Annotated in this window: 22 protein-coding genes; 13 read left to right on the top strand and 9 right to left on the bottom strand. The window is 61.0% G+C overall.

Going from position 1 to position 22043, the window contains the following annotated elements:
- The first annotated feature begins 112 nt into the window (after positions 1–112).
- The 3 genes from ACVOMF_RS10125 to ACVOMF_RS10115 all read left to right on the top strand — a co-directional run bounded on the left by ACVOMF_RS10125 (position 113) and on the right by ACVOMF_RS10115 (position 2831).
- Complete coding sequence (locus ACVOMF_RS10125; protein WP_481509162.1) at positions 113–1357, top strand: acetyl-CoA hydrolase/transferase family protein; 1245 nt, start codon at positions 113–115, stop codon at positions 1355–1357.
- Positions 1358–1373: 16 nt separating this feature from the next.
- Positions 1374–2114, top strand: a complete 741-nt coding sequence (locus ACVOMF_RS10120; RefSeq protein WP_481509161.1) for a GntR family transcriptional regulator — start codon at positions 1374–1376, stop codon at positions 2112–2114.
- Between the two features lie 300 nt (positions 2115–2414).
- A complete protein-coding gene (locus ACVOMF_RS10115) occupies positions 2415–2831 on the top strand; it encodes an H-NS histone family protein (protein WP_481509160.1) in 417 nt (138 codons plus the stop codon).
- A gap of 364 nt (positions 2832–3195) precedes the next feature.
- Here the strand turns inward: ACVOMF_RS10115 and ACVOMF_RS10110 are convergent, their stop codons facing one another.
- The 4 genes from ACVOMF_RS10110 to ACVOMF_RS10095 form a co-directional block, all read right to left on the bottom strand.
- Positions 3196–4557: an aminotransferase-like domain-containing protein gene (locus ACVOMF_RS10110; protein WP_481509159.1), complete on the bottom strand. Its 1362-nt coding sequence runs from the start codon at positions 4555–4557 to the stop codon at positions 3196–3198.
- A gap of 198 nt (positions 4558–4755) precedes the next feature.
- Complete coding sequence (locus ACVOMF_RS10105; protein WP_481509158.1) at positions 4756–5361, bottom strand: DUF6436 domain-containing protein; 606 nt, start codon at positions 5359–5361, stop codon at positions 4756–4758.
- Complete coding sequence (locus tag ACVOMF_RS10100; protein WP_481509157.1) at positions 5358–5642, bottom strand: hypothetical protein; 285 nt, start codon at positions 5640–5642, stop codon at positions 5358–5360. The genes ACVOMF_RS10105 and ACVOMF_RS10100 overlap by 4 nt, the downstream gene beginning before the upstream one ends.
- Before the next feature lie 48 nt (positions 5643–5690).
- Positions 5691–7103 carry an aminotransferase-like domain-containing protein gene (locus ACVOMF_RS10095; protein WP_481509156.1) on the bottom strand — a complete coding sequence of 471 codons (1413 nt, stop codon included), beginning with the start codon at positions 7101–7103 and terminating at the stop codon, positions 5691–5693.
- Positions 7104–7285: 182 nt separating this feature from the next.
- Between ACVOMF_RS10095 and cyoA the strand changes: the two genes are divergently transcribed.
- The 5 genes from cyoA to ACVOMF_RS10070 all read left to right on the top strand — a co-directional run bounded on the left by cyoA (position 7286) and on the right by ACVOMF_RS10070 (position 11884).
- Complete coding sequence (cyoA, locus tag ACVOMF_RS10090) at positions 7286–8185, top strand: ubiquinol oxidase subunit II (RefSeq protein ID WP_481509155.1); 900 nt, start codon at positions 7286–7288, stop codon at positions 8183–8185.
- 5 nt (positions 8186–8190) lie between these two features.
- Entirely contained in the window at positions 8191–10173 is a 1983-nt protein-coding gene (cyoB, locus tag ACVOMF_RS10085; protein ID WP_481509154.1) for a cytochrome o ubiquinol oxidase subunit I, read from the top strand.
- Complete coding sequence (gene cyoC / locus ACVOMF_RS10080) at positions 10170–10799, top strand: cytochrome o ubiquinol oxidase subunit III (RefSeq protein ID WP_282271767.1); 630 nt, start codon at positions 10170–10172, stop codon at positions 10797–10799. Before cyoB ends, cyoC begins: the two co-directional genes overlap by 4 nt.
- Before the next feature lie 2 nt (positions 10800–10801).
- On the top strand, positions 10802–11134 hold the full coding sequence (cyoD, locus tag ACVOMF_RS10075; protein ID WP_481509153.1) for a cytochrome o ubiquinol oxidase subunit IV: 333 nt from the start codon (positions 10802–10804) through the stop codon (positions 11132–11134).
- A 75-nt stretch (positions 11135–11209) separates the two neighbouring features.
- Positions 11210–11884: an SCO family protein gene (locus ACVOMF_RS10070; protein WP_481509152.1), complete on the top strand. Its 675-nt coding sequence runs from the start codon at positions 11210–11212 to the stop codon at positions 11882–11884.
- A 128-nt stretch (positions 11885–12012) separates the two neighbouring features.
- Here ACVOMF_RS10070 and ACVOMF_RS10065 read toward each other — a convergent pair whose 3' ends face one another.
- Positions 12013–13380 carry an alpha/beta hydrolase gene (locus ACVOMF_RS10065; protein ID WP_481509151.1) on the bottom strand — a complete coding sequence of 456 codons (1368 nt, stop codon included), beginning with the start codon at positions 13378–13380 and terminating at the stop codon, positions 12013–12015.
- A gap of 57 nt (positions 13381–13437) precedes the next feature.
- Here ACVOMF_RS10065 and ACVOMF_RS10060 point away from each other — a divergent pair, with 57 nt between their 5' ends.
- Positions 13438–13965: a DUF2834 domain-containing protein gene (locus tag ACVOMF_RS10060; protein WP_481509150.1), complete on the top strand. Its 528-nt coding sequence runs from the start codon at positions 13438–13440 to the stop codon at positions 13963–13965.
- A 92-nt stretch (positions 13966–14057) separates the two neighbouring features.
- Positions 14058–14258: an SCO family protein gene (locus tag ACVOMF_RS10055; RefSeq protein ID WP_481509149.1), complete on the top strand. Its 201-nt coding sequence runs from the start codon at positions 14058–14060 to the stop codon at positions 14256–14258.
- Between the two features lie 363 nt (positions 14259–14621).
- On the opposite strand, the gene ACVOMF_RS10050 is transcribed toward ACVOMF_RS10055, so the two are convergent.
- Together ACVOMF_RS10050 and ACVOMF_RS10045 are read right to left on the bottom strand one after the other, a co-directional pair.
- Positions 14622–16031, bottom strand: a complete 1410-nt coding sequence (locus tag ACVOMF_RS10050; protein WP_481509148.1) for a DUF2130 domain-containing protein — start codon at positions 16029–16031, stop codon at positions 14622–14624.
- Positions 16032–16033: 2 nt separating this feature from the next.
- The gene (locus ACVOMF_RS10045) at positions 16034–18148 is read right to left on the bottom strand and encodes an ATP-dependent nuclease (protein WP_481509147.1); all 2115 of its coding nucleotides are present in this window, start codon (positions 18146–18148) and stop codon (positions 16034–16036) included.
- Between the two features lie 55 nt (positions 18149–18203).
- Here ACVOMF_RS10045 and ACVOMF_RS10040 point away from each other — a divergent pair, with 55 nt between their 5' ends.
- A complete protein-coding gene (locus tag ACVOMF_RS10040; RefSeq protein ID WP_481509146.1) occupies positions 18204–18431 on the top strand; it encodes a hypothetical protein in 228 nt (75 codons plus the stop codon).
- Positions 18432–18561: 130 nt separating this feature from the next.
- On the opposite strand, the gene ACVOMF_RS10035 is transcribed toward ACVOMF_RS10040, so the two are convergent.
- The gene (locus ACVOMF_RS10035) at positions 18562–19554 is read right to left on the bottom strand and encodes a GlxA family transcriptional regulator (RefSeq protein WP_481509145.1); all 993 of its coding nucleotides are present in this window, start codon (positions 19552–19554) and stop codon (positions 18562–18564) included.
- Positions 19555–19658: 104 nt separating this feature from the next.
- On the opposite strand from ACVOMF_RS10035, the gene ACVOMF_RS10030 reads away from it, so the two are divergent.
- Positions 19659–20207 carry a cysteine hydrolase family protein gene (locus ACVOMF_RS10030; RefSeq protein ID WP_481509144.1) on the top strand — a complete coding sequence of 183 codons (549 nt, stop codon included), beginning with the start codon at positions 19659–19661 and terminating at the stop codon, positions 20205–20207.
- A gap of 20 nt (positions 20208–20227) precedes the next feature.
- Positions 20228–20701 carry a hypothetical protein gene (locus ACVOMF_RS10025; RefSeq protein WP_481509143.1) on the top strand — a complete coding sequence of 158 codons (474 nt, stop codon included), beginning with the start codon at positions 20228–20230 and terminating at the stop codon, positions 20699–20701.
- 219 nt (positions 20702–20920) lie between these two features.
- On the opposite strand, the gene ACVOMF_RS10020 is transcribed toward ACVOMF_RS10025, so the two are convergent.
- On the bottom strand, positions 20921–21898 hold the full coding sequence (locus ACVOMF_RS10020) for a zinc-binding dehydrogenase (protein ID WP_481509142.1): 978 nt from the start codon (positions 21896–21898) through the stop codon (positions 20921–20923).
- Positions 21899–22043: the final 145 nt, after the last annotated feature.

Here is a 22043-nt window from a genome sequence, read left to right as displayed (position 1 = left end):
GCCCGCAACAGCGGGTTCGGGATGGTGGGAACAGCAACCGCGTGAAAGGAGCATAACCGACTTTGTCCGGACATATCATATGATCCGTCTCCCGAACGCCGCAATCAGCCCCATGCCCCGACTTCTGGATGCCGACACTTTCTTCGACTACCTCGCGCAGGGACCCGAGGTCTTCGCGCCCGGCTGTGCCGGCCATTCACTGCTGTTCGAACACTGGCTGCGCGGTGGCGCCGAGCGCTGCGGCGGGCTGCGTTTCACCGGCGTGCACATTCCCACGGTCAACACCTTCGATTTTTCCGGACTGCACCCGCAGGCACGTCAGCGCACGATCTTCCTGAGCAGCGATCTGCGCAGTTCGTGGCTGGCGGGCCGCGTCGACTACCTGCCGATGACCTATACCGCCACCTGGCGCTGGCTGCGCGAAAGCGTGGCCTTCGACACCGTGCTGGTGCAGGTGGCGCCGCCGGACGAGGACGGCAACTGTTCGCTGGGCATTGCCTGCGACTTCACCCCGGCGGCCTGGCCGCGCGCGACCCGCATCCTGGCGCATATCAACCCGCGCATGCCGCGCACGCGCGGTCCATCCATTCCCTTGTCGCGGATCACCGCCGCCATCGAGCAGGATGCGCCGCTGCTGGCCATTCCCGATCCACCTGCCGATGCTGCGATGGACGCGGTTGCCGCACAGGTCGCTACCCTGGTCGAGGATGGCGCGACCCTGCAGCTCGGCCTGGGCCGCCTGCAATCGGCCGTGCTGCGCGCGGTACGCGAGCGACGCAATCTGCGCATCCACAGCGGCATGGTCTCCGATGGCCTGCTGGGCCTGCTCGAATCCGGCGCGCTGTCGGCGGCACCGGATGCAGTGGTGGCCGGCGTCGCGCTGGGCACACAGGCGCTGTATGACATCGCACCGCGCAGCATCAGCTTCCGCGAAGTTGGCCACACCCACGACCACAACGTACTGGGCGGTATCCCGCGCCTGACCGCCATCAACAGCGCGTTGTCGCTGGACCTGCTGGGCCAGGTGAACGGCGAGTTCCTGTCTGGACGCCAACTGAGTGGTGTCGGCGGCCTGCCTGATTTCCTGCAAGGCGCTCGCCAATCGACTGCTGGTCGCGGCATCATTGCACTCCCTGCCAGTACCCCCAAGGGCGAAAGCAGGATCGTGCCGATGCTAGCCGCCGGTCCCGTAAGCCTCACCCGCGTAGATGCCGACTGCATCGTCAGCGAACATGGCGTAGCTGATCTACGCCATCTCGACGTCCATGCACGGGCCCAGGCCCTGATCGCCATCGCCGCACCCGAACACCGTGAACCCCTGCAGCGCAGCTGGCAGGAACTCTCGCTCAGACTTTGAACAAGGATCTGTACATATGACTGGTACGCGACGCAGCAAGCCCCGCTATGCCGAACTGGGCGACTTATTGCAGGCGGCAATCGAAAAGGGCGAGTACGCCGTTGGTACCTTGCTACCCACCGAACTGGAGCTATGCGAACGCTTCAGCGTCAGCCGCCACACCGCACGCGCGGCTTTGGCGCAGTTGATCAGCGCCGGTCTGGTGCAGCGCCGGCCCGGCGCTGGCACGCGGGTGATCGCACAGAACTCGGCAATGCGTTACGAACACGAGATCGACACTGTCGACCTGCTGATGCAATACGGCAACAGCACCCGCCTGCAGGTGCTGGAGGCCGAGCGCAAGCTGGCCGACCCGCTGATGGCGCAGCGCCTGGACATCCACGAAGGCAAGGAATACCTGCGTCTGCACTGCCTGCGTCTGGAAGAACAGAGCCGCGAACCGATCGCCGTCACCGAAATGTTGATCCCGGTGCGCACCGGTGTACCGACCGAGAAGCTGCTGGAAGTGGCCGGCGCCGCGCGTGCGCTGGCCAAGTTCCTCGACCCGACCAAGCTGTCGCGGGTGGAGCAGGTATTCGACGCCGCCTCGTTTGAAGCGGCTGATGCCAAACTGTTGGACATCAAGAAAAGCGAGCCGGCAATGCGCGTGCAGCGCCGTTACCGTGATGCCAACGGTCGTCTGCTGCTGGTCGCGACCAGCCTGCACCCGCCGGGCCGGTTTGCGTACTCGATGGTGCTTTCACGAAATCACCGCTGATCGAAGCCAACCACGTTTGCGCCACCCGAGACCCGATGTCAGATCCCTGTCATCGGGTTTCTTATGTGCGAGGCCGCCAAAGAGGCAGCCCAGATAAGCGCAGCGCACCCGGGGCATTTGGCGGCAGGCGGCAACATCACCGACACCGGTTCCCCGGGTGCGCTGCGCTTACCCGGGCTACACCGGCCGAGCCAAGCAGCCCCCTTCGGCCGCGCTCCAAGCCTCGCCTACTGAGCTGCCAATGCCCGCGATTCACAGCTGCGGCTTGACACCCCGCAGCCAAGAACTGACGCTTACGCCATGAGTATCGACCTAACCCCTCTTGATCTTCGAGAGCTCAACACTCTCATCCGCGCCGCACAGGACAGGCACAAAGCGCTCACCCAACGTCAACCTGCGGAAAAGGTCAGGCGCAAACTCACCGCATTGGCCAAGCAGACCGGCTATACGATCGAGGAACTGTTTGGCCCCGGCGCAGATGCCGTCGCAGCCAAGAGCAAGCCTGCCCGGCGCAAGGGGCCGAAGGTCAAGCCCAAGTACCGCGACCCGGAAAACCGTTGGAACACCTGGACCGGCCGCGGCAAGATGCCGCTCTGGCTGGCCTCCAAGATCCGTTTCGGGCAGACCGCCACCGACTTCCTGATCCCCGGCGTGGCAAAGCTCACCCCCTCGGAAAAGGTGCTCACCGGCAAGCGCAAGGTGTTCAAGGCGGGCTGAATGCGGCGGACCAGCGATTGATGCCGCTCTTGTAGGAGCTGCGTCAGCCGCGAAGCTGGTAGAAACTGAACTGCGGCGTTGCATGGCTCCCGACGACGGTTGGCTGGTTTGCTTCGCGGCTCCTGCAGCAGCGCTTGTAAGGCCTCTGCCGAGCATGGCTCGGCACTACAGGCTTACGCCTCTCCTGCAAATGGCTGGCGATGCACGCTCTTGCCCCCTCCCTTTGCCGCAGGCAAGGGGAGGGTTGGGGAGGGGTGCTGTTCGCGGTTGATCTGCGACTGATGCATCGGTGGCTTCGCGGCTTACGCCGCTCCTACGGCATTGCTTGTAGGGCCCCTGCCGAGCGTGGCGCGGCACTACAGGTTCATGCCGCTCCTGCAAATGCGCTGGGGGCATCTACCAGTTGGTTGATTCGGCGCAAGGCGCTTTGCAGCTGGCGTCTATTGCTTGCCTGCCCCAATGACAGCCTGAAACCTCGGCTGCGTTGTGCGCCGTCCGGCCTGAATGCCGAAGAAGGCGATATAGCCAAACCCTGCAGTTGAGCGGCGCGCACAAACCCTGCATCAGTCCAGGGCTCGGGCACGCTGCACCAGGCATGCAATCCGTCCGCCTGCACTTTCAATGAAGGCACCAGCAGATGTGCAGCCAGCGCGGTGCGCTCGCGCGCTTCATCCAACACCTGATTCAACAGTGCAGTCGCCGAGCCATCCAGCAGCAGTTGGCTGACCAGCGCCATCACCAGCGGGTGGCCCATCAAACAGATCGACCGCAATGCAGTTGCCAGCGCCTCGGCATGCTGCTCCGAAGGACAGCGCACGAATGCCGTGCGCAGACCGGGGCTGATCGCCTTCGACAAGGTTGATACGTAATACACATGCGCCGGTGCCAACGCCGCAATCGGCGTTGGCTTTTCCACAGCATGATGCCAATACGGATCGTCCTCGATCGCCAGCAGATCCAGCCGCTGCAGCACACGTGCCAGCTCGACACGTCGTTGCGAGGGAATCGTCAGCGCCGTCGGGTTGTTGCAGGTGGGATTGAGGTAAACCACGCGCGCCCCACTCTGCCGCGAGGCACGCTCCAACGCCTCCGGACACATCCCTTCCGCATCGCCATCGACCGGCAGCAAGCGTCGTCCCAACGATCGTGCCGCCTGCAGCAAGCCCGGGTACACCAGGTGATCGCAGAGAATCACCTCGCCTTCCTGGGTCTGGCTGATCAGGATCGATGCCAATGCCGACTGCGCGCCTTCGGCCACCACCAATGCCATATCGACAATATCGCCCAGCATCGGCTGCAACCAGCTGGTCGCTGCATGCCTGTCGGTAGGGCTGCCGCCGGCGAGGTGATACGTCATCAGGTTGGGCGCGTTGCTGCGTGCGAGCACCGCAGCAGCGCCACGTCGCAAGGCGTCATTCAAGGCCAAGGCATCCGGTACCGGCGGCACGTTCATGCTCAGGTCCACCGGTTGGCCGAAGGCCGCTTTCGGCGGTGCGATGAAACTGCCCTGCGGACCGCGCGCTTCGATCAGGCCGCGTCGGCGTGCTTCATCGAAGGCGCGCGTCACCGTGGTCAGGTCGATGCCGAGCTGCTTTGCCAATGCGCGCTGCGATGGCAGGCGATGGCCGGGCACCAGCTCGCCGGTGTTCATGCTGCGCTCGATGCTGTTGACGATGCGCAGGTAGATCGGGCCGTTGCTGCGCAGCGCGCTGTCCATCCAGTTCATCGCCAAACCCCATATTTAACGGCAAAAACTGCGACATCCTGTCGCACCATGTATGGAAGATGTAGCCACGTATTGTTTGCATCAGCGGCGGGTGCCTGCTCACAACCATCGGTCGGTTGGAGCGGGTACCCGCTGTTTTTTGTGCGCGGACAGAACGTCCACGCATGCTGGCGCGCATGCAGATTCATCAGCAGCGGATCAAGGCTTGCCTTGCCAAGCGCAGTAACAGCCCACCGCCAGCAGTCCGCGCGGACGCACGACCTGCCCATCGACCAGCTTGTCGAGAATCGGCTCGACAAAACTATTGGCCGAATTGCAGACCATACCGATGCTGTACGGACCCGCGTAAGCCAGATGCCCTGCCCTGTCCCAGATCGCAACCGCAGGGCTGGCCGGGATATGTTCGGCACCTTCAATCGTTGGCAGTTCTTTCAAACGACCACGCAGATACTCGGGCAACTCACCTGTCGTGCCGGGGCGGCGCACCGCATAGAAATCGATGTTGGCGCGGCGGTACATGCTGATCAGGTAGCTCAAGTGCGCGCCGGTTTCGCGGTTGCAGACCTTGCAGGCCGGGTCCCAGAAATGCACGACGCGTATGCGCCCATTCGCGCCGGCCAGCTCCGGCGGCAGCTTGAGCTGGGTGTCGTCGAAGACGATGGCCTGCTCGGCGAAGCTGGCCTGCTCACTCAGGCCGAAGTACTGCCACAGCGCTATCGCAATACCGGCCATCAGCACACAGCCGGCTGCAATCCACAGCCGCATCCCGCGCCTGCGCAGCGGTGCGCCGTTGGGCGGGCTCACGAGGCGGCGTCCGCGCCAAACTTGTGCTCGTACTGTTCCAGCATCTCGGCGCAGGAGTCGGCCTGGGCACGGCGGTAGATCTCGGTGCGTTCCGGCGCGCGGCTGCGCTGCAGGCACTGTTCGATTGCCGCGCGCTCACTGGCCTGCACATCGGCGGTCTGCGGCCGCGAGCAGACATAGACCAGCGACGCCAGCGCCAGCACCACGAAACCGGCACAGCCCAGCATCACCAGATGAAACCTCAGCTTGTCCCGACGCACAGCAGCTACCCGCATATCCATACAAGATATGCAATGTATCACTTTTGTATGGATATGACCGGAGCGCGGTTAAACGATCGCCTGCACCCGCGTCTCAGGCGCGGCCGAGATGACCTCGGTCAGCTTGGTCAATGCCGCCGCCAGGCTGTGCTGATCCACCGCCCCGCCCAGGGAAAGACGGATGGCATTGCCGGCCTGCTCCTCGATGCTGAAGGCCTCCGAGCTGGCGATACCCAGGCCTTGCGCCTGCGCGGCCTGGATCAGCCGGTACTGGTCCAGCCTTGGCGGCAACGGCAGCCACACATGCAGGCCGGACGGGTGCGCCTGATAGGGCTTGGGCAGGATGCGCGCGGCGATCTGCTGGCGCTGGCGCAGCTCATGCTGGAAGCGGCGCACCATCTCATCGGCCTGGCCGCTGCGGATCCAGTGCGAGGCCACTGCCACCATCGACTGGGTCGGCATCAGCGCGATCGAGCGCAGGGCGTCCAGCAGCGGCTCCATCGGCTCGCCCGGCGGCACAACCAGATAGGCGGTGCGCAGGCCCGGCGCCAGGCACTTGGACAGGGTGGAAACGTAGTAGACCGGGGCATCCGGGTGGCTGTCCACGGCCAGCGGCGGCGCCGCATCGGCGGCCAGCAACCAGTACGGATCGTCCTCCACCACCGCCACGCCATGGCGGCGGGCAATGGCCAGAATGGCCGCGCGCCGGGCCTGCGACATGGTCGCGGTGGTCGGGTTCTGGATGGTCGGGATCAGGTAGATCAGGGCCGGCTTGCGCTGCTGGCAGGCGGCTTCCAGCGCGTCCGGCAGCATGCCTTCAGCGTCCATGGTGATGGAGACGATGCCCCGCTGCAGCACGCGGGCGGCGGCCAGCAGGCCCGGATAGGTCAGCTGTTCGGCGGCGATCAGGTCACCCGGCTGGGTCTTGGCCAGCACGATGGCGCATAACGCGGCCTGCGCACCGGGGCAGATCACCACCCGCTCGGCGGAGACGTTGCCGAGGATCGGCGCCAGCCATTGCACGGCGGCGGCGCGGTCGTCGCGGGAGCCCGCGCCGACGTGGTAACTCATCAGCTCGCCCTGCCCCAGCTGCTGGCTGAGCTGCTGGAAGCCGCGCTCCATGCTCTGCGCGAACGGGCTGCTGCCCAGCAGCGGCGGGATGTTCATGCTCAGGTCGACCGAGGTGGCGCTGTTGCCTGCCGACATGGCGATGAAGGTGCCGCCGGCGCCCTGCGCGTCGAGCAGATCGGACTGGCGCAGCTCGGCGTAGGCGCGGGTAACCGTGGTCAGGTCCACGCCCATCAACTGGGCCAAATCGCGCTGCGGCGGCAGCCGGTCACCGGGTTGCAGCACGCCATCGTCCACGGCATCGCGTACCTGCTGGGCAATCTGCAGGTAGAGCGGACCGCTGCCCTCGGCGAAGGGACGGACCCAGGTCCGGTTGGGCTTTTTCAGGCGTCGGCCTGCGGCTGGCTGCTGCATCGGGTGAACCTTCCCTGCTTTGTACGTGCACCAACCCATACAATGATGTATCTTGTATGGACTTGACTGGATCGGCAATCCTTTTGTAGGCACCGCCGTACGGACAGTGTAGCCGCTCCCGGCCAATGCGCCGGGCATCGGCGGTCCCCGCTCAAGAGCTCCTTCAACAGGGTCGACCTTCAATGAATATCTGCTGGAAACGCATCCGCCCAGCGCTGGCCGCTTTGGCATGCGTGGGCCTGTCTGGCTGCAACTGGGTACTACTGGACTCCAAGGGCGACGTGGGCATTGCCCAGCGCGACCTGATCATCATCTGCATCGCCTTGATGCTGATCGTGGTGATACCGGCCATCGTGCTGACCTTCGTGTTTGCCTGGCGCTACCGCTCCGGCAATACCAAGGCCAAGTACATGCCCGATTGGGCGCACTCGACCAAGGTGGAAATCGTGGTTTGGGGCGTGCCCCTGATCATCGTCGCCGTGCTCGCCGTGATCGTGTGGAAATCCACCCACGAGCTTGACCCTTACAAGCCGCTGGATATTCCCGGCGAGCCGCTGCATGTGGAAGTGATCGCCACCGACTGGAAGTGGGTGTTCGTCTACCCGGACCTCGGCATCGCCACGGTCAACCAGCTCAACTTCCCGGCCGGGCAGCAGCTGGCCTTCGACATCACCTCCAACTCGACGATGAATACCTTCTTCATCCCGCAGCTGGGTGGGCAGATCTATGCAATGGCGGGCATGCGCACGCAGCTGCACCTGGTGGCGAACGAGCAAGGCAAGTTCGATGGCATGTCGGGCAATTACAGCGGCCACGGCTTCTCCAACATGAAGTTCGTCGCCACCGCGATGAGCCAGCCGCAGTTCGATGATTGGGTTGCGCAGGTGCGGCAGTCGCCGGATCAGCTGAGCTTCGCCGAATTCAAGCGCCTGGCCGCGCCCACCCGCAAGGAACCGGTGCGCCACTTCGCCAGCGTCGAGCCGCTGCTGTTCAAGAAGGTCATCGACCAGTTCATCGGCGTGGGTGAGAACACCGCGGCCACGTCCGGCCACAACGCAGAACCCAAGGCCTCCCAGGAGTAATGAGCATGTTCGGTAAGTTGACGTGGGACGCCGTGCCGTTGCACGACCCGATCGTCGTGGTGACATTGGCGGGCATGGTGCTTGGCGGCATCGCATTGCTCGCCGCCGTCACCTATTTCAAGTTGTGGGGCGTGCTGTGGCGCGACTGGTTCACCACCGTGGACCACAAGAAGATCGGCATCATGTACATCGTGGTGGCGCTGGTGATGTTGGTGCGCGGCTTTGCCGATGCACTGATGATGCGCGCGCAGTTGGCCGCGGCCGGCCCCGGCAGCGATGGTTTCCTGCCACCGGAGCACTACGACCAGATCTTCACCGCGCATGGCGTGATCATGATCTTCTTCGTGGCCACACCGTTCGTGGTGGGCCTGATGAACATCGTGGTGCCGCTGCAGATCGGCGCGCGCGACATGGCCTTCCCCTTCCTCAATGCCTTCAGCTTCTGGATCTTCGTGGTCGGCGCTGCGCTGATGATGATCTCGCTGGGCCTTGGCGAGTTCGCGATGACCGGCTGGGTGGCGTACCCGCCGCTGTCCGGCATCGAGTTCAGCCCAGGGGTTGGTGTTGATTACTACATCTGGGCATTGCAGGCCTCCGGTGTCGGCACATTGCTGACCGGCGTCAACCTGTTCATCACCATCCTGCGCATGCGTGCGCCGGGCATGACCTTGATGAAGATGCCGGTGTTCACCTGGACCGTGCTGGTCACCAGCGTGATCATCATTGCCGCGTTCCCGATCCTGACCGTCGCCCTCGGCGCGCTCACCCTGGACCGCTACCTGGACTTCAACTTCTACACCAATGACCTGGGTGGCAACCCGATGATGTACGTCAACCTGGTGTGGGCCTGGGGCCACCCGGAGGTGTACATCCTGGTATTGCCGGCGTTCGGTATCTTCTCCGAGATCACCGCCACGTTCTCGCGCAAGAAGCTGTTCGGCTACAAGTCGATGGTGGGTGCAACGCTGGCGATCGGCATCCTGTCGTTCGTGGTGTGGCTGCACCACTTCTTCACCATGGGCTCCGGTGCCAGCGTCAATGCCTTCTTCGGCATCATGACGATGATCATCGCGATCCCGACCGGCGTGAAAATCTTCACCTGGTTGTTCACCATGTACGGCGGCCGCGTCGAGTTCAGCGTGCCGATGCTGTGGACCATCGCCTTCCTGGTCACCTTCACCATCGGCGGCATGACCGGCGTGCTGCTGGCCATCCCCGGCGCGGACTTCCTGCTGCACAACAGCCTGTTCCTGGTGGCCCACTTCCACAACACCATCATCGGTGGCGCGCTGTTCGGCTACCTGGCTGGCTTCGTCTACTGGTTCCCGAAGGTGTTCGGTTTCACCCTCAACGAGCGTCTGGGCAAGTGGTCGTTCGCCTGCTGGATCATCGGCTTCTACCTGGCCTTCATGCCGCTGTACATGCTGGGCTTCATGGGCATGACCCGACGCATGAACCAGTACGACAACCCGGCGTGGACGCCCTACCTGATTGCCGCCTTCGTCGGCGCGCTGTTCGTGCTCGCAGGCATCGTGCTGATGCTGGTGCAGATCTACGTCAGCGTCCGCGACCGCAAGCAGAACCAGGACATCACCGGCGACCCGTGGAATGCGCGCACGCTGGAATGGCAGACGCCCTCACCGCCGCCGTTCTACAACTTCGCCGTGGTGCCCAAGGCCGACACCCTGGACGCTTTCCACGAAGCGAAGAAGCAAGGCCTGCCCAAGCCTCCCAAGCACTACGCGCCGATCCACATGCCGCGTAACACCGGAGTGCCGCTGATCCTCAACATCTGGATCCTGGCGCTGTGCTTCGCCTTGATCTGGCACATCTGGTGGCTGGCCGGTGCGAGCTTCGTGGCGATGATCGTCACCTTGATCGTGCGCTCCTACGACGAGGACGTGGATTACTACGTCAGCGCCGAAGAAGTGGCCGCCATCGAGAACCAGCACCAGAACAAGCTCAAGCAGCACAGGGTGATTGCATGAACATCATGTCCAATGTCGCCGTAGACAACGCACAGGCGGCCGAGCACAGCCATGACGACCATGGCCACGACCAGGGCGGCATGAAGGTCTTCGGCATGTGGGTCTACCTCATGTCCGACCTGGTGCTGTTCGGCTCGCTGTTCGCCTCCTACGCGGTGCTCAGCAACGCGTATGCAGGCGGCCCGACCGGTGCCGAGCTGTTCTCGCTGCCGTTCGTGCTGGTGGAGACCTTCCTGCTGCTGGTCTCCAGCATCACCTACGGCCAGGCCGTGCTGGCGATGCACCGCCAGGACAAGCGCGCGGTGCTGACCTGGCTGGGCGTGACCTTCGCACTCGGTGCCGGCTTCATCGGCATGGAAGTGTATGAGTTCAACCACCTCATCCACATTGGCGCCGGCCCCACCACCAGCGCCTACCTGTCCGCGTTCTTCGCGCTGGTTGGCACGCACGGCCTGCACGTGGCCAGCGGCCTGATCTGGATGGCGGTGGTAATGCACCAGGTGAAGCGTCGCGGCCTCACCCCGACCAACGTCACCCGCATCTCCTGCCTGAGTCTGTTCTGGCACTTCCTGGACCTGGTCTGGATCTGCGTCTTCACCTTTGTCTATCTGATTGGAGTGTTCTGAACATGTCCGACAACGACACCTCCCGCGCCGGCAGCGGACATGGCTCCACCAGGTCATACCTGATCGGCTTCGTGATCTGCGCCGTGCTCACCGTCATCCCTTTCATGCTGGTGATGAACCCGACGCTGTCGCGGCCACTGACGATGGCCCTGCTGGTCGGCTTTGCCGTCGTGCAGATCATCGTGCAGCTGGTGTACTTCCTGCACATGAACCGCTCCTCGGAGGGCGGCTGGAACCTGGCCAGTTTTGTTTTCACCCTGGTCATTCTTTTCATCGTGGTAGCGCTCTCGATCTGGATCATCTGGAGCATGCACTTCCACATGATGGTCAACTGACGCACGCAACGGGCCGGCACACCATGCCGGCCCGTCGCATGCAGTTCGGCTGTCCGTCCTTCATCGACCATAGCCATGTCCCGCACCAACACCCCCGCCACCGGCCTCGCCGCACTGGCCCGCAAACTGCACCTGTCCACCTTCGCGATAAGCGCCGCCACCCTGCTACTGGTCGCCTGCGCCGCAAAGCCAAAAGTGGATTTCTACGGCAAGGACATCGCCTGCGAAGCACTCGGCCAGCAATGGACGATGCCCGACAGCACAGGCGTAAGCCGCAGCCCGGCCGACCTCAACGGCAAAGTGACGTATCTCTTCTTCGGCTTCACCAGCTGCCCGGACGTCTGCCCCACCACCATGGTGGAGTTGAACCGCGTAAAGCACCTGATGGGCTCGGACGCCGACAAACTGCAGGTGATCTTCGTCACCGTGGACCCGGCCCGCGACACCCCCGCCGTCGCCGAAACCTACGTAAAAGCCTTCGATCCCACCGCGACCGCACTGGTAGGCAATGACCAGCAACTGGCCGCAATGGCAGCATCCTTCAAAGCCTTCTACGACCGCGAAGAAGGCAAACACCCCGGCGCCTACTCGATGAGCCACACCGCAGGCGGCTACGTATTCGACCGCCAAGGACGGCTGCGTCTGTTCGCCCCCTACGGCATGCCGGTAGAGCAGTTGTTCTCGGATGTGCAGCGACTAACGCTGGAGCCAACACGCCCCAACCCAGCAATCTGTGACACAACCGGATAGCCCCAAACCCACGCGATCCAAGCCCCTCTCCCGCCCGCGGGAGAGGGGTTGGGGTGAGGGCAGAACAAAACCCTCAAACTCAAACCTCCAAAACCTCAACCAAACTCAGCTGTGAGAACCAAAACCCCTCACCTCTCAACACACCCACCACCAACCTCCCCACCCGCAACAAACGCCCCAACCGCCTCAACAAAACACCCAGGCGCAAAGTAAGACAGCAAATGCGCCCCACCCTCCACCGTACTGAAGCTCACCTCCCCAGCCTTCCCCAGCACAGCCGCATGCTCCACCGCCCCCGCATACGCCGTATTCGGATCCAAGGTCCCATGCACAACCAAGGTCCTGGGTAACGCAGCAGGCGACTTCCCAAACCAAGCATCCTTCGCATAAGCAGGCACAGGCGCCCCGACCAGAAACCCCGGGATGGCGCTGACAAACAAGGCCCCAGCAGCCTCCTGCTCCACCAGCTCGCGCGTAAGCCCCGGCCGCGCATTGTTCTCCGACGCCGAGATCAACATCACCAGCGGCAACGAAGGCTGGTTGTTACCGCCCTGCCCCATCCCCGCCATCGCCGTCTTCAACTCCGCCACCGTCGCCAGCAGCGCGGACGTATCGTCCACCGCCAGCCCATCAACGATGTCGGGAATACGCGCACGCAGCGCAGGGAAGTTCAGCAGCGAGCCCAGCAACCGGCGCAGATCACCACCCGGCACCTCGTGCTTCCACGGCGCCGTCGGCGCAGCGGCCAGCACACGCTGATAGACCGCCACCTTCTGCTCGCCCAGCACCGCACGCCCCACTGCATCAACCAGCGCCGTGCGCCGGCTCAGATCCCACTGCTCGGTGGTCTCCAGTGGCACCAACCCATCCAGGATCAAACCATCCAGCGGCATCGGCGCCACCTGCAGCGCACGCAAGGCCAGCTGCGTGCCATACGACACCCCGTACAGATAGGTCGGCCCACTGCCGCGATAGCGCGACATCAGCAGCGCAAGGTCCTGCGCCGCCTCAGTCACCGAGAACGCCTGCGTGCGCGCCGCATCCGCATACATCGCGCCAATGCAGCCGCCCCACTCGTCCCCCGCCAGCGCAACGCCATCCGCGCTGTCCGCCGCCTCCTGCACCGGGCAGATGCGCTCCGACCGGCCCACGCCACGGTGATCCGGAATCACCAGGTCATAACCAGGAAACGCACGCCGGAAGGTCGCGACCACCGGATACAAGGACGCGCCGGACTCACCAGGCCCACCAGCCAACAACCAAACCTCACCGCGCCGCTCCACCGTCTCGGCAGGAAACCACCGCGCGAACAGCTTCAGCGAACCATCGGCGGGCGATTCGTAGCGCAGCGGAACATGGGTGGTGACACAGAGGCTGCCTTTCAGCGCAGGAGACGAATCCGCTTCGGCGCAGGCCACCGGCGCCTCGAAAGCCAGCTCCGCGCGCGCGGGAAGCGCTGCAAACAATGCAGCCGCAAGAACAACAGATCGAAACATCGACTTTCATCCCCTGATGAGCAGGCGACAGCATGCCAGTGTGTTGGGGTACCGGGAATGTCCATCGGTAATGGGCTGCGGAGCAACGAGAGAACCAACTTGCCGCAAATTGGCGCCGCGCTCTTACGAGCTCCGGGGAGAATGCCGAAGCGAACCTCTTTAATATCGCTGCAATCCGCCGGATTTCAGCTCAACAAGGCCCAAGAATCCTTGGTCCAAGCGATAATCCACGCCAGAGATAACCAATCGAATCAGCCGGAGACCAACATGCGGTTTGTTTACTTACTTCTCTGCATCGCTGGCACCGCCCTGCCCCTCGCCCAGTTTGTGCCGTGGCTATCCGCCAACGGCCTCAATGTGCCGCTCTTACTGCAACAGGCGACGTCCAGCAAAATCGCCGCGTTCGCCTGGGCGGATGTCCTCATTTCGGGGCTTGCGACAATTGCACTCATCTGTGCCGAGGGACGCAGGTTGGGAATGCGCCACCTGTGGCTGCCGCTGTCCAGCATCATGGTTGGCCCGTCGCTGGCGTTACCGCTGTTCCTATTACTCAGGGAGCGGCACTTGGCGACCCGCAAAGCCTGATGGTTCACTAGATTTTGACGATGAAGAGACCTGAATAGTCGATGCCGTACAGCAGCGGCATAGCCCGCTGACCGGCCGACCTCAACGGCAAGGTGACGTATCTATTCTTCGGCTTCACCAATTGCCCGGATGTCTTCCCCACCATGGTGGAGTTGAAACGCGTAAAGCACCTGATTCGCTCGGATGCCGACAAACCGCAAGTGATCTTCGTCAGCGTGGACCCGGCACGCCCGCCCCGCCGTCGCGGAGACCTACGTCAAAAGCCTTCGACCCAACTGCGACCGCGCTGGTAGGTAACGACCTGCAGCTGCCCGCAATGGCGCTATCGTTCAAAGCTCTCTACGACCGCGAAGAAGGTAAGCCCCCGGGAGGCGTATTCGATGAGCCACACCCAGGCGGCTATGTATTCGGCCACCAAGGACGGCTGCGTTTGTTCACGCCACACGGCATACCGGTATAGCAACTGTGCTCGGACGTGCAGCGGTTCCTACGTTGCTGATATCACAGCGGAGCCTAGCCGTCAGCCGACCAGCGCGCTAACACGAAAGCCCCTCTCCCTACGGGAGAGGGGTTGAGATAAGGGCTGGCCCATTGGCTCACTTAAATATCTAACGACGAACTAGCTAAATAGGTTCCAACGCCAACCCGACAAATGCTCACTCACCTTCGTCTGAGCTATCAGATTTTAGATCGGCGAACTTTGCAGCCATTGTGGGATTCCCCTTTGTTAGCTTCTTTACTGTCAGATCATCAGCCTTATTGTTGGCGAGACGCAGATTATTCTCTGATCCGAGCAAAGCTTCCTTTGTCTTCTGCAGATGATCAATCGTCTTATCTATCTCATCAATGGCTGTCTTGAACTTCTTCGACGCTAGTTCATAGTTCCGTGCAAAACCAGTCTTGAACGAATCAAGCTCGCTCTCGAAATTGGTGATATCGATATTCTGCGCTCTCACCTGTATAAGCTCCGTCTTGTACTTCAAGGAACTCTGAGCGGCGTTTCGCAGCAATGTGATCATCGGAATGAAGAACTGCGGCCGCACCACGTACATCTTCTGATAGCGATGAGACATATCCACAATCCCTGAGTTATACAACTCACTATCAGGCTCAAGGAGCGACACAAGAACCGCATACTCGCAACCCTTTTCGCTTCGATCCCTATCGAGCTCTTTCAAGAAATCTTCATTCTTTTTCTTTGTCGCGGTCTCGTCATTCTCGTTCTTCATTTCAAACATGACTGAAACCAACTCGACCCCAGAATCATCCAAGTCGCGAAAAATGTAGTCGCCTTTACTTCCAGTCCGCGCGTCGTTGTCCTTCTCGAAGTACGCCTTCGGAAATGCCATTGCACGAACTCGATTGAACTCAATCTCGCAGTGTTGCTCCAACGTCTCACCCACCATCTTGGTAGATAGCTTAGCTTTCATGTCTCTGAGGCGATGAATCTCCTCCTCACGATCTTTGATCTGAGTCTCGTACTTATCCTTGAGAGATTTTTCTGAAATTTGCTTCTCAAGAGTGGCGCGCTCAAGACCGCTTTTTAGCTGTTCTCGCTCCTTCTCCACAACACTAACGGCCTGAGCGATGGCAAGTTGCTGAGTCAGTTCGCCGGCATTCAATTTTGTCACCAAGGTCTGAATCTCAACCTCCTTGGCGGTGATCGCTTTGTACAACTCACTCGCAAGCTTCGCTTCAGCGAGCTTCGCAGAAGCCTCACTTTCACGTTTCACCTGCTGGATCTCAACCGCTAAGGCGTCTCGCTCTTTCTCTATAGCGCCCAAAGCCTCAGCAATGGCCAGCTTCCCGGCCATCTCACTTGCCTCGAGCGCCCCTCTTAGCTGAACCATCTCGGCGTCCTTCGCTGAAATCGCCTTCTGCATATCGCCGGCAGCTTTCATCTCAACGAGCTCAAGCGCGCTCTTCCCCTCCTTCGCAGCCAGCTGCAGCCGCTCCTCAAGCTGCCTCTCGAAGTCGATATCTCGAACTTGGCTCAATATCTTCGCGTATCCAACCTCATCAATCTTGAAGGCAGTTCCGCAATGCGGGCAGACAATATCGTTCATGATCACTCACCTCTAACTTTTCGCAGTACTTGAACCAACATATCCGGCACTACTCCCTGAGCCTTTAGTGTTGCTACCCGATACGCGTACTGATTCTTTGCGAGGCTGATGCCAGCCGCCACCTCGAACTCGCAGCAAGCGGCCTGCCATTCCCCCCAGTTATCATCTAGAAATGACTCGAGATGATCTCGAAATATAGCCACTCGGTCAGCCACAATTTCTAAAGGAAAGTCCTCTTCATTCATTCCAAAGTACTTCAATGCCGCGCGATTTCCAGCAACATGACTCGCTCGCTCTTTTTCGATCAGGGCAACCGCCTTGCCATTCCTTTTCGCGCGCTCCTCAAAGCCGACATCTGCATCGAAAAGCGCATACGCCGGCACACCTATAGCTGTCAAAATTGCATGCACGAGAGGGATTGAATTCTTCCCTCCTACCGGAACAACCGAGATGCCTTCAGCCTCCAGTGCCCCCAACTGCGCCCGGTCGCCGATGCCGCAGAATACGGATGCCTCCGTAGTCCCCTCCACAAGGAAGGCACGATTCGCGAAGAGCGCGATAGATAGCTGATTCGCAACAACACTATCTAGTTGACGATCCACAACATTGGTATCAAGCACGCCATCAAGTAGAAGTTTTACATCAGCAACCGTTGCGTGATGAAGCGACACAGTCGGAACTTTGTCCGATGATCTAGTGAGGCGTCGAACCTGGTGAAAACTCCTTGCCTCAACAAAATGAGGGCTATGTGTTGCGTAGACAACTTGAACTCGCTTATCCACATCCTCAGCTAGAGACCTAAGAACTTTAGCGAAAGTCTGCGCTTGAATGGGGTGTTGAAACAACTCTGGCTCTTCAATGGCAAGACAAATAACGCCATCTGACGACGCGGCACCTGACTGCGCCAAGAGTTGGAGGGCTGAAATCAGCAAAGTCCGCTGAAATCCATGCCCTTGTCGATCGATGGAAGTTTCCGCAGTTCCGTCTACCACAACAAGCTCGAAGGTGGTCCTTGGAGCCTTCATTTCGACTTCGGCCGGCGAAACCGTGACGGCTCGTCCGGGTGAGTAAGATCCAACTACGCTATTGAGCTGATCCGTCATTGCATCAAGCTGGGCCTTGAACTTCTCCTCGTAAACCTTCTGCTGTCGCGTGCGTGACTCTTCAACAATCTTCGCAATCTCTTCATCAGCTGCTGCGCGGTTTACTGATCGTTCGAGTATCCTTCCAATGATACTTGCCCTACCGTCGGCCGATTCTTCGCTAGCCCTTAGATCCGCGGTAACCAGAACAAAGTCGAAGAGTCCACTCATCTTCCCACCGCTGTTGAATCCGAAGAAGTTGGTCTGAAGCGTCTCCGGCGCATCGACAAGCATGTCCGTGTGCTGAGACTCCCAAGTCGTCATGGCCTGATCCACAGCTGCGCCGGTAGCCGCCGCAGGGAGTCCTAGATCCGCTCGGGCAGCGCGCAAGGCGGCGTAGGCGTCCTTCCTACCCTTGGCACCATCTATAGATTTAATTGCCTCAAAATCCGGGAATCCCTTTGCGTTCGCCGAGAGCACTTCAGCACCATCAGGACTCCGACGTTTCCATGCGGTGAAGGTATCGACACCAGCAGGCGCATACTTGCCGAGCGCTTCGCGATCCTTCTCTGTCAGATCTCCGAATGTAACTTGAACCTCTATGTTCTCGGAGGTATTACTAAAGGAACAATCTTTCTCCGTCAGCGCGCCTGGCTTGCCATTGAAATACCAGTCAAGAGCCCGCAACACAGTCGACTTGCCTGCACCATTCGGGCCAATAAACGTCGTTATGCAATCGAACGGAATAGATACATCCGTCAGCGCTCGAAAGTTCTTGATGCGCACCAAGCTTATCTTCACTAGATCTCCTTTTCCCACAACAATAAATCCTAGCCACAGGCTGCGCGTCCAGCGCAAGAAGTATTTCTTCGCTTTCAGAAATAGCAGGTCGATAGTTCCATCCACACCAGCGAACATGACCCCCAGCAGTCCTGACGAATCCCATTTTTTTCCGTCAGCTCTGGCAACAGTATTTTTCGTAAGAGAGTCCCCCAAGCTCCAATCCAGCGAATGCTGTAGCATCCAGCTTGCCATAGATAGCGGCATTTCGTTACTTACTACTCAGCGGTCAAAACTCATGGAGAGTGCGATGCAGCAGTACAGAGATATCAACGGCGACTCGGGCGTGGCGGAGTATCAAATCGAACCCGGGAAAATTATCGTCCGGTTCTCGAAAGGGGGCACCTACCTATACGACAGCACAAAACCCGGCGCCCGTCATGTCGAGGAGATGCAAAGGCTTGCGCGGGCCGGAGACGGGCTCAATGCTTATATCAACAAATTTGTGCGCAAGGACTACGCAGAAAAAATAGATTGATTTAAGCAGGTCATTGGGCGGAAATTTCCTGACCACATTAGAAGCCACCGATCTATGATCTGTGGCTTTTTTTGCCACGCTTACACATAGGCGAAAAGTTTCGGCGCTACTACTGCAGTCACTTCGATTTTTAACTGGGACTCACAACTTGTAAACCACCAAACCGCCTCCGATACTCCCCCGGCGACAACCCTACAATCCGACTGAACACCTTCCGGAACGAGCCCGGGTCGCTGTAACCCACGTCCCAGGCAATCCGCTCCAGCGGCACGTTACTGGTCTGCAGCATCTCGCGGGCTCGGGCCACGCGTACGCGCTGGCAGTATTCGGTGGCGGTCATGCCGGTGGCTTTCTGGAAGCGGCGCAGGAAGGTGCGCTCTTCCAGCCCTGCACGTTGTGCGAGTTCGGCGGATGCACCCTGCTTGGCATGGGTGTCGTGCAGCCATTGCTGCACGGCCAGCACTGCGGCGTCGCCGTGCGTCAGGCGTGGCGAGAAACTGCTGTAGTAGCGCTGTTGGCGGCCGGGTGGATCGATCAACAGCGTGCGCGCGACATCCAGCATTACCGCGGCGCCGAGGTAGCGGTCCACCAGCCGCAGGCCGAGGTCGGTCCAGGCCATGGCGCCGCCTGCGCTGAAAATGTCGCCACCGTCGATGAGCATCTGGTCCACGTCCAGCGTCACGTCCAGAAAGCGTGCGGCCAGCAGCTCTGCATACTGCCAGTTGGTGGTGATGGTGCGGCCGGCCAGGCGCCCGGTTTCGGCCAGCAGGAATGCGCCGGCGCAGACCGATGCGAGCGTGGTGCCGTCGTCGTGCAGTGCGCGCAGCCAGTCCAGGTAGGGCGCGGCGGCTTCGGTGGAAATCGGCGGCTGCATGCTGGGCGGCAGGATCATTACCTGCGGTGTGCCGGTTGGCTGCTGGCTTGAGCTGTAGACGGCCTGCGGCGCTTGGCCGGGCGCTTCAATGCGCCAGTGTGTGACCTGCAGTTCGGGGTCGGCGGGTGCTGCGCGTTCGCTGGCGAGCCGGCCGGCCAGGGCGAACAGGTCGGTCAGGCCGAGCACTGCCGCCAGCTGGGCGCCGGGATACAGCAGGATTCCCACTTGGATGTGACCGTCGGTGCGCATCTGTCGGTACCGCCCTCAAGAATGTCGGTAGCGCCTCTTCGTGGTGGCAGGCCGGTCACGGAGACTTCTCCCACACCATTCAACCACCCATCAGGGAGCCGTACATGAGCAAGCGCGCCATTATCGTCGTCGATCTTCAGAATGAATACCTTGCCTCCGGCAAGCTACCCTTGGTGGGCATTGATGCCGCCACCACCAATGCGGTGCGCGTGATTGCCGATGCACGGGCCAAGGGCGTGCCGGTGCTGCATGTCCGCCATGAGTCTGCCAGCAGTGATGCGCCGATCTTCGTGCCGGGCTCGAACGGGGTGCGGATCATGGTCGATGTCGCACCCATCGGCAATGAACCGGTGATCGTCAAGAACCACGTCAATTCGTTCCGCGATACCGATCTGAAGCAGCAGCTTGAGGCGCGCGGAATCGAGGATGTGGTGGTGGTTGGTGCGATGAGCCATATGTGCGTGGACGCGGTGGTGCGTGCATCCGCCGACATGGGCTATGCGGTCACCGTGCTGCACGACGCCTGCGCTACGCGTGATCTGGAATTCAACGGGGTTGTGGCACCGGCTGCCCATGTGCATGCGGCGATGATGGCGTCGTTTGAGTTCGGGTATGGGCGGGTTGTTGCTACGGATGCGTATCTGGCGGGGTGATCGCGCCGGTGGCTTTGGCGATGGCTTTCAACTGGGTGTGTCTGGTACAACGCGGCACGGCGTTGCGGAGCAACGCTGGCCCGAACTACTGGACTTACACAATGCGATTCAAACCATCTCGCCTGGCTTCCCTTCTTCTGCTGGGCGTTGCTGCGCCGGCGTTTGCCCAGACAACCATCTGCAAGATCGAGGGTGATTCGATTGGCCCCGATATGATCTCCTGGGACACCAAGACGCAGCGGGCGCAAGTGAAGCTGCTGGGCGAGGATTTGCAGGGGAAGGTGACCTGGAAGCGGAAGCACGATGATCTTGGCGACAAGGTCAATTTGAGCTTTACGCCTGCTGATCCGCTGTTTGGGGATGAGTATGAGTTTGTGGTGTTCCCTACCGAGAGTGGGCATCGGGTGATGGGGGTTGGGTACAAGTACTACAACGGGGTTAAGTATTTGAATATCAGCCAGGGGAACTATGTGGCTGTTTGTAGCTCGTTGTAGGTCTGAAGCTGGTTGTTTGGTTTTGTGGGAGCTGCGTTAGCTGCGAAGCTGGGGGTGCTTGAGATGTTGGTTTGTTGCGAAGAGCCCCCCTCCCCAGCCCTCCCCTGCGCTGTGCGCAAGGGAGGGGGTTTGAGCCCACTTCGCTTCATGCGCAAAGTAAGGGTTTTGAGACTTGCTTTGCTTCAGGCTGACGGAAACCAACCCTACTGATTGCATCCATCAGGGCTTCAGCAACACCTTGCCTTTGCGTCCGGGCAGCAGGCTCGCCGTCACCGCTTCGGCAACATCAGCCAGCCCGTAGATAGCCTGCACCGGCAGTTCCAACTCGCCGCTCAACACGCGCTGCAACAGTTCGCCGACCAGTCGGCGTTTGTTCTCCACCGACATCTGCTGGCTGACCTTGCTGCCCCAGAAGCCCTTCACCGTGGCCTGTTTGAAGATCAGGTCGCCGGAGGGAATCTGCATGGCTTCGCCGGCCATGGTGCCGAACGAGACCAGCGTGCCGTTGTCGCCCAGCAGTGACACCAGATCCGCGCTGGCCTGGCCGCCGATGGAATCGACTGCGGCGTGTGCAAGCGTGTCGCCAAGCAAGGCCTGTGCGCGCGCCTTCCAATCCGGCTGCGTAGTGGACAGCACGTTGTCGATGCCCAGTGCCTTCAGTTCGTCGACACCTGCATCGCGACGTACGAGCCCGAGCACATGCACGCCGCGTGCGGCGGCGAGCATGGCCAGGGTCTTGCCGACGGCGCCGTTGGCGGTGTTCTGCACGATCCATTGGCCCGGTTCGGCCTGCAGGAATTCAAGCAGCATCAATGCGCTCAGCGGCATGGCGATCAGCTGTGCTGCGGCTTCATCGGCGATGCCGTCCGGCACAGGGATGACCATGCGTGCGGGCGCGATGAAGTATTCGGCCCAGGTGCCGTGTACCGATGCGGCCATGACGCGCTGGCCGATGGCGATGCCCTGCACGCCCTCGCCCAGTGCTTCGACGATGCCTACCGCTTCACTGCCACCGATTGCCGGCAGCGTGGGCTTGTAGCCGTACTTGCCGCGTACGGTCCACAGGTCGTGGTTGTGGATGGGCGCAAGCAGGGTCTTGATCCGTACTTCGCCCGGGCCTGGCTGCGGGATGGGGCTGTCGCCCAGGGCCAGCACGTCGGCCGGTTCACCGAAGGTGGTGTGGATGGCGCTACGCATGTTTGTCTCCTGTTGCGAGGGGGAGAGCCGTGGTCAGAGTTCTGGCATCAACTTCGTTTTTGTGGGTGCGGGGGGGGGGGGGCCCAAGCCGCCAAACGAAAAAAACACCACGAAAGAATTGGGATAGACGAAGAAAACCAGGGAG

This window comes from Stenotrophomonas sp. STEN022, assembly GCF_056760155.1.
The sequence above is the reverse complement of the archived record's forward strand: the minus strand, read 5'-3'. Positions and strand labels throughout refer to the sequence as shown.

What these genes read in the sequence shown, in the direction of transcription:
- ACVOMF_RS10035 (WP_481509145.1), bottom strand. Translation starts at nt 19,554, where the DNA reads ATGCGCACCGACGGTCACATCCAAGTGGGAATCCTGCTGTATCCCGGC.
- ACVOMF_RS10065 (WP_481509151.1), bottom strand. Translation starts at nt 13,380, where the DNA reads ATGTTTCGATCTGTTGTTCTTGCGGCTGCATTGTTTGCAGCGCTTCCC.
- cyoC (WP_282271767.1), top strand. Translation starts at nt 10,170, where the DNA reads ATGAACATCATGTCCAATGTCGCCGTAGACAACGCACAGGCGGCCGAG.
- ACVOMF_RS10100 (WP_481509157.1), bottom strand. Translation starts at nt 5,642, where the DNA reads ATGGATATGCGGGTAGCTGCTGTGCGTCGGGACAAGCTGAGGTTTCAT.
- ACVOMF_RS10040 (WP_481509146.1), top strand. Translation starts at nt 18,204, where the DNA reads ATGCAGCAGTACAGAGATATCAACGGCGACTCGGGCGTGGCGGAGTAT.
- ACVOMF_RS10115 (WP_481509160.1), top strand. Translation starts at nt 2,415, where the DNA reads ATGAGTATCGACCTAACCCCTCTTGATCTTCGAGAGCTCAACACTCTC.
- ACVOMF_RS10045 (WP_481509147.1), bottom strand. Translation starts at nt 18,148, where the DNA reads ATGGCAAGCTGGATGCTACAGCATTCGCTGGATTGGAGCTTGGGGGAC.
- ACVOMF_RS10020 (WP_481509142.1), bottom strand. Translation starts at nt 21,898, where the DNA reads ATGCGTAGCGCCATCCACACCACCTTCGGTGAACCGGCCGACGTGCTG.
- ACVOMF_RS10125 (WP_481509162.1), top strand. Translation starts at nt 113, where the DNA reads ATGCCCCGACTTCTGGATGCCGACACTTTCTTCGACTACCTCGCGCAG.
- ACVOMF_RS10030 (WP_481509144.1), top strand. Translation starts at nt 19,659, where the DNA reads ATGAGCAAGCGCGCCATTATCGTCGTCGATCTTCAGAATGAATACCTT.
- ACVOMF_RS10060 (WP_481509150.1), top strand. Translation starts at nt 13,438, where the DNA reads ATGTCCATCGGTAATGGGCTGCGGAGCAACGAGAGAACCAACTTGCCG.
- ACVOMF_RS10025 (WP_481509143.1), top strand. Translation starts at nt 20,228, where the DNA reads ATGGCTTTCAACTGGGTGTGTCTGGTACAACGCGGCACGGCGTTGCGG.
- cyoB (WP_481509154.1), top strand. Translation starts at nt 8,191, where the DNA reads ATGTTCGGTAAGTTGACGTGGGACGCCGTGCCGTTGCACGACCCGATC.
- ACVOMF_RS10095 (WP_481509156.1), bottom strand. Translation starts at nt 7,103, where the DNA reads ATGCAGCAGCCAGCCGCAGGCCGACGCCTGAAAAAGCCCAACCGGACC.
- ACVOMF_RS10110 (WP_481509159.1), bottom strand. Translation starts at nt 4,557, where the DNA reads ATGAACTGGATGGACAGCGCGCTGCGCAGCAACGGCCCGATCTACCTG.
- cyoA (WP_481509155.1), top strand. Translation starts at nt 7,286, where the DNA reads ATGAATATCTGCTGGAAACGCATCCGCCCAGCGCTGGCCGCTTTGGCA.
- ACVOMF_RS10070 (WP_481509152.1), top strand. Translation starts at nt 11,210, where the DNA reads ATGTCCCGCACCAACACCCCCGCCACCGGCCTCGCCGCACTGGCCCGC.
- ACVOMF_RS10120 (WP_481509161.1), top strand. Translation starts at nt 1,374, where the DNA reads ATGACTGGTACGCGACGCAGCAAGCCCCGCTATGCCGAACTGGGCGAC.
- cyoD (WP_481509153.1), top strand. Translation starts at nt 10,802, where the DNA reads ATGTCCGACAACGACACCTCCCGCGCCGGCAGCGGACATGGCTCCACC.
- ACVOMF_RS10050 (WP_481509148.1), bottom strand. Translation starts at nt 16,031, where the DNA reads ATGAACGATATTGTCTGCCCGCATTGCGGAACTGCCTTCAAGATTGAT.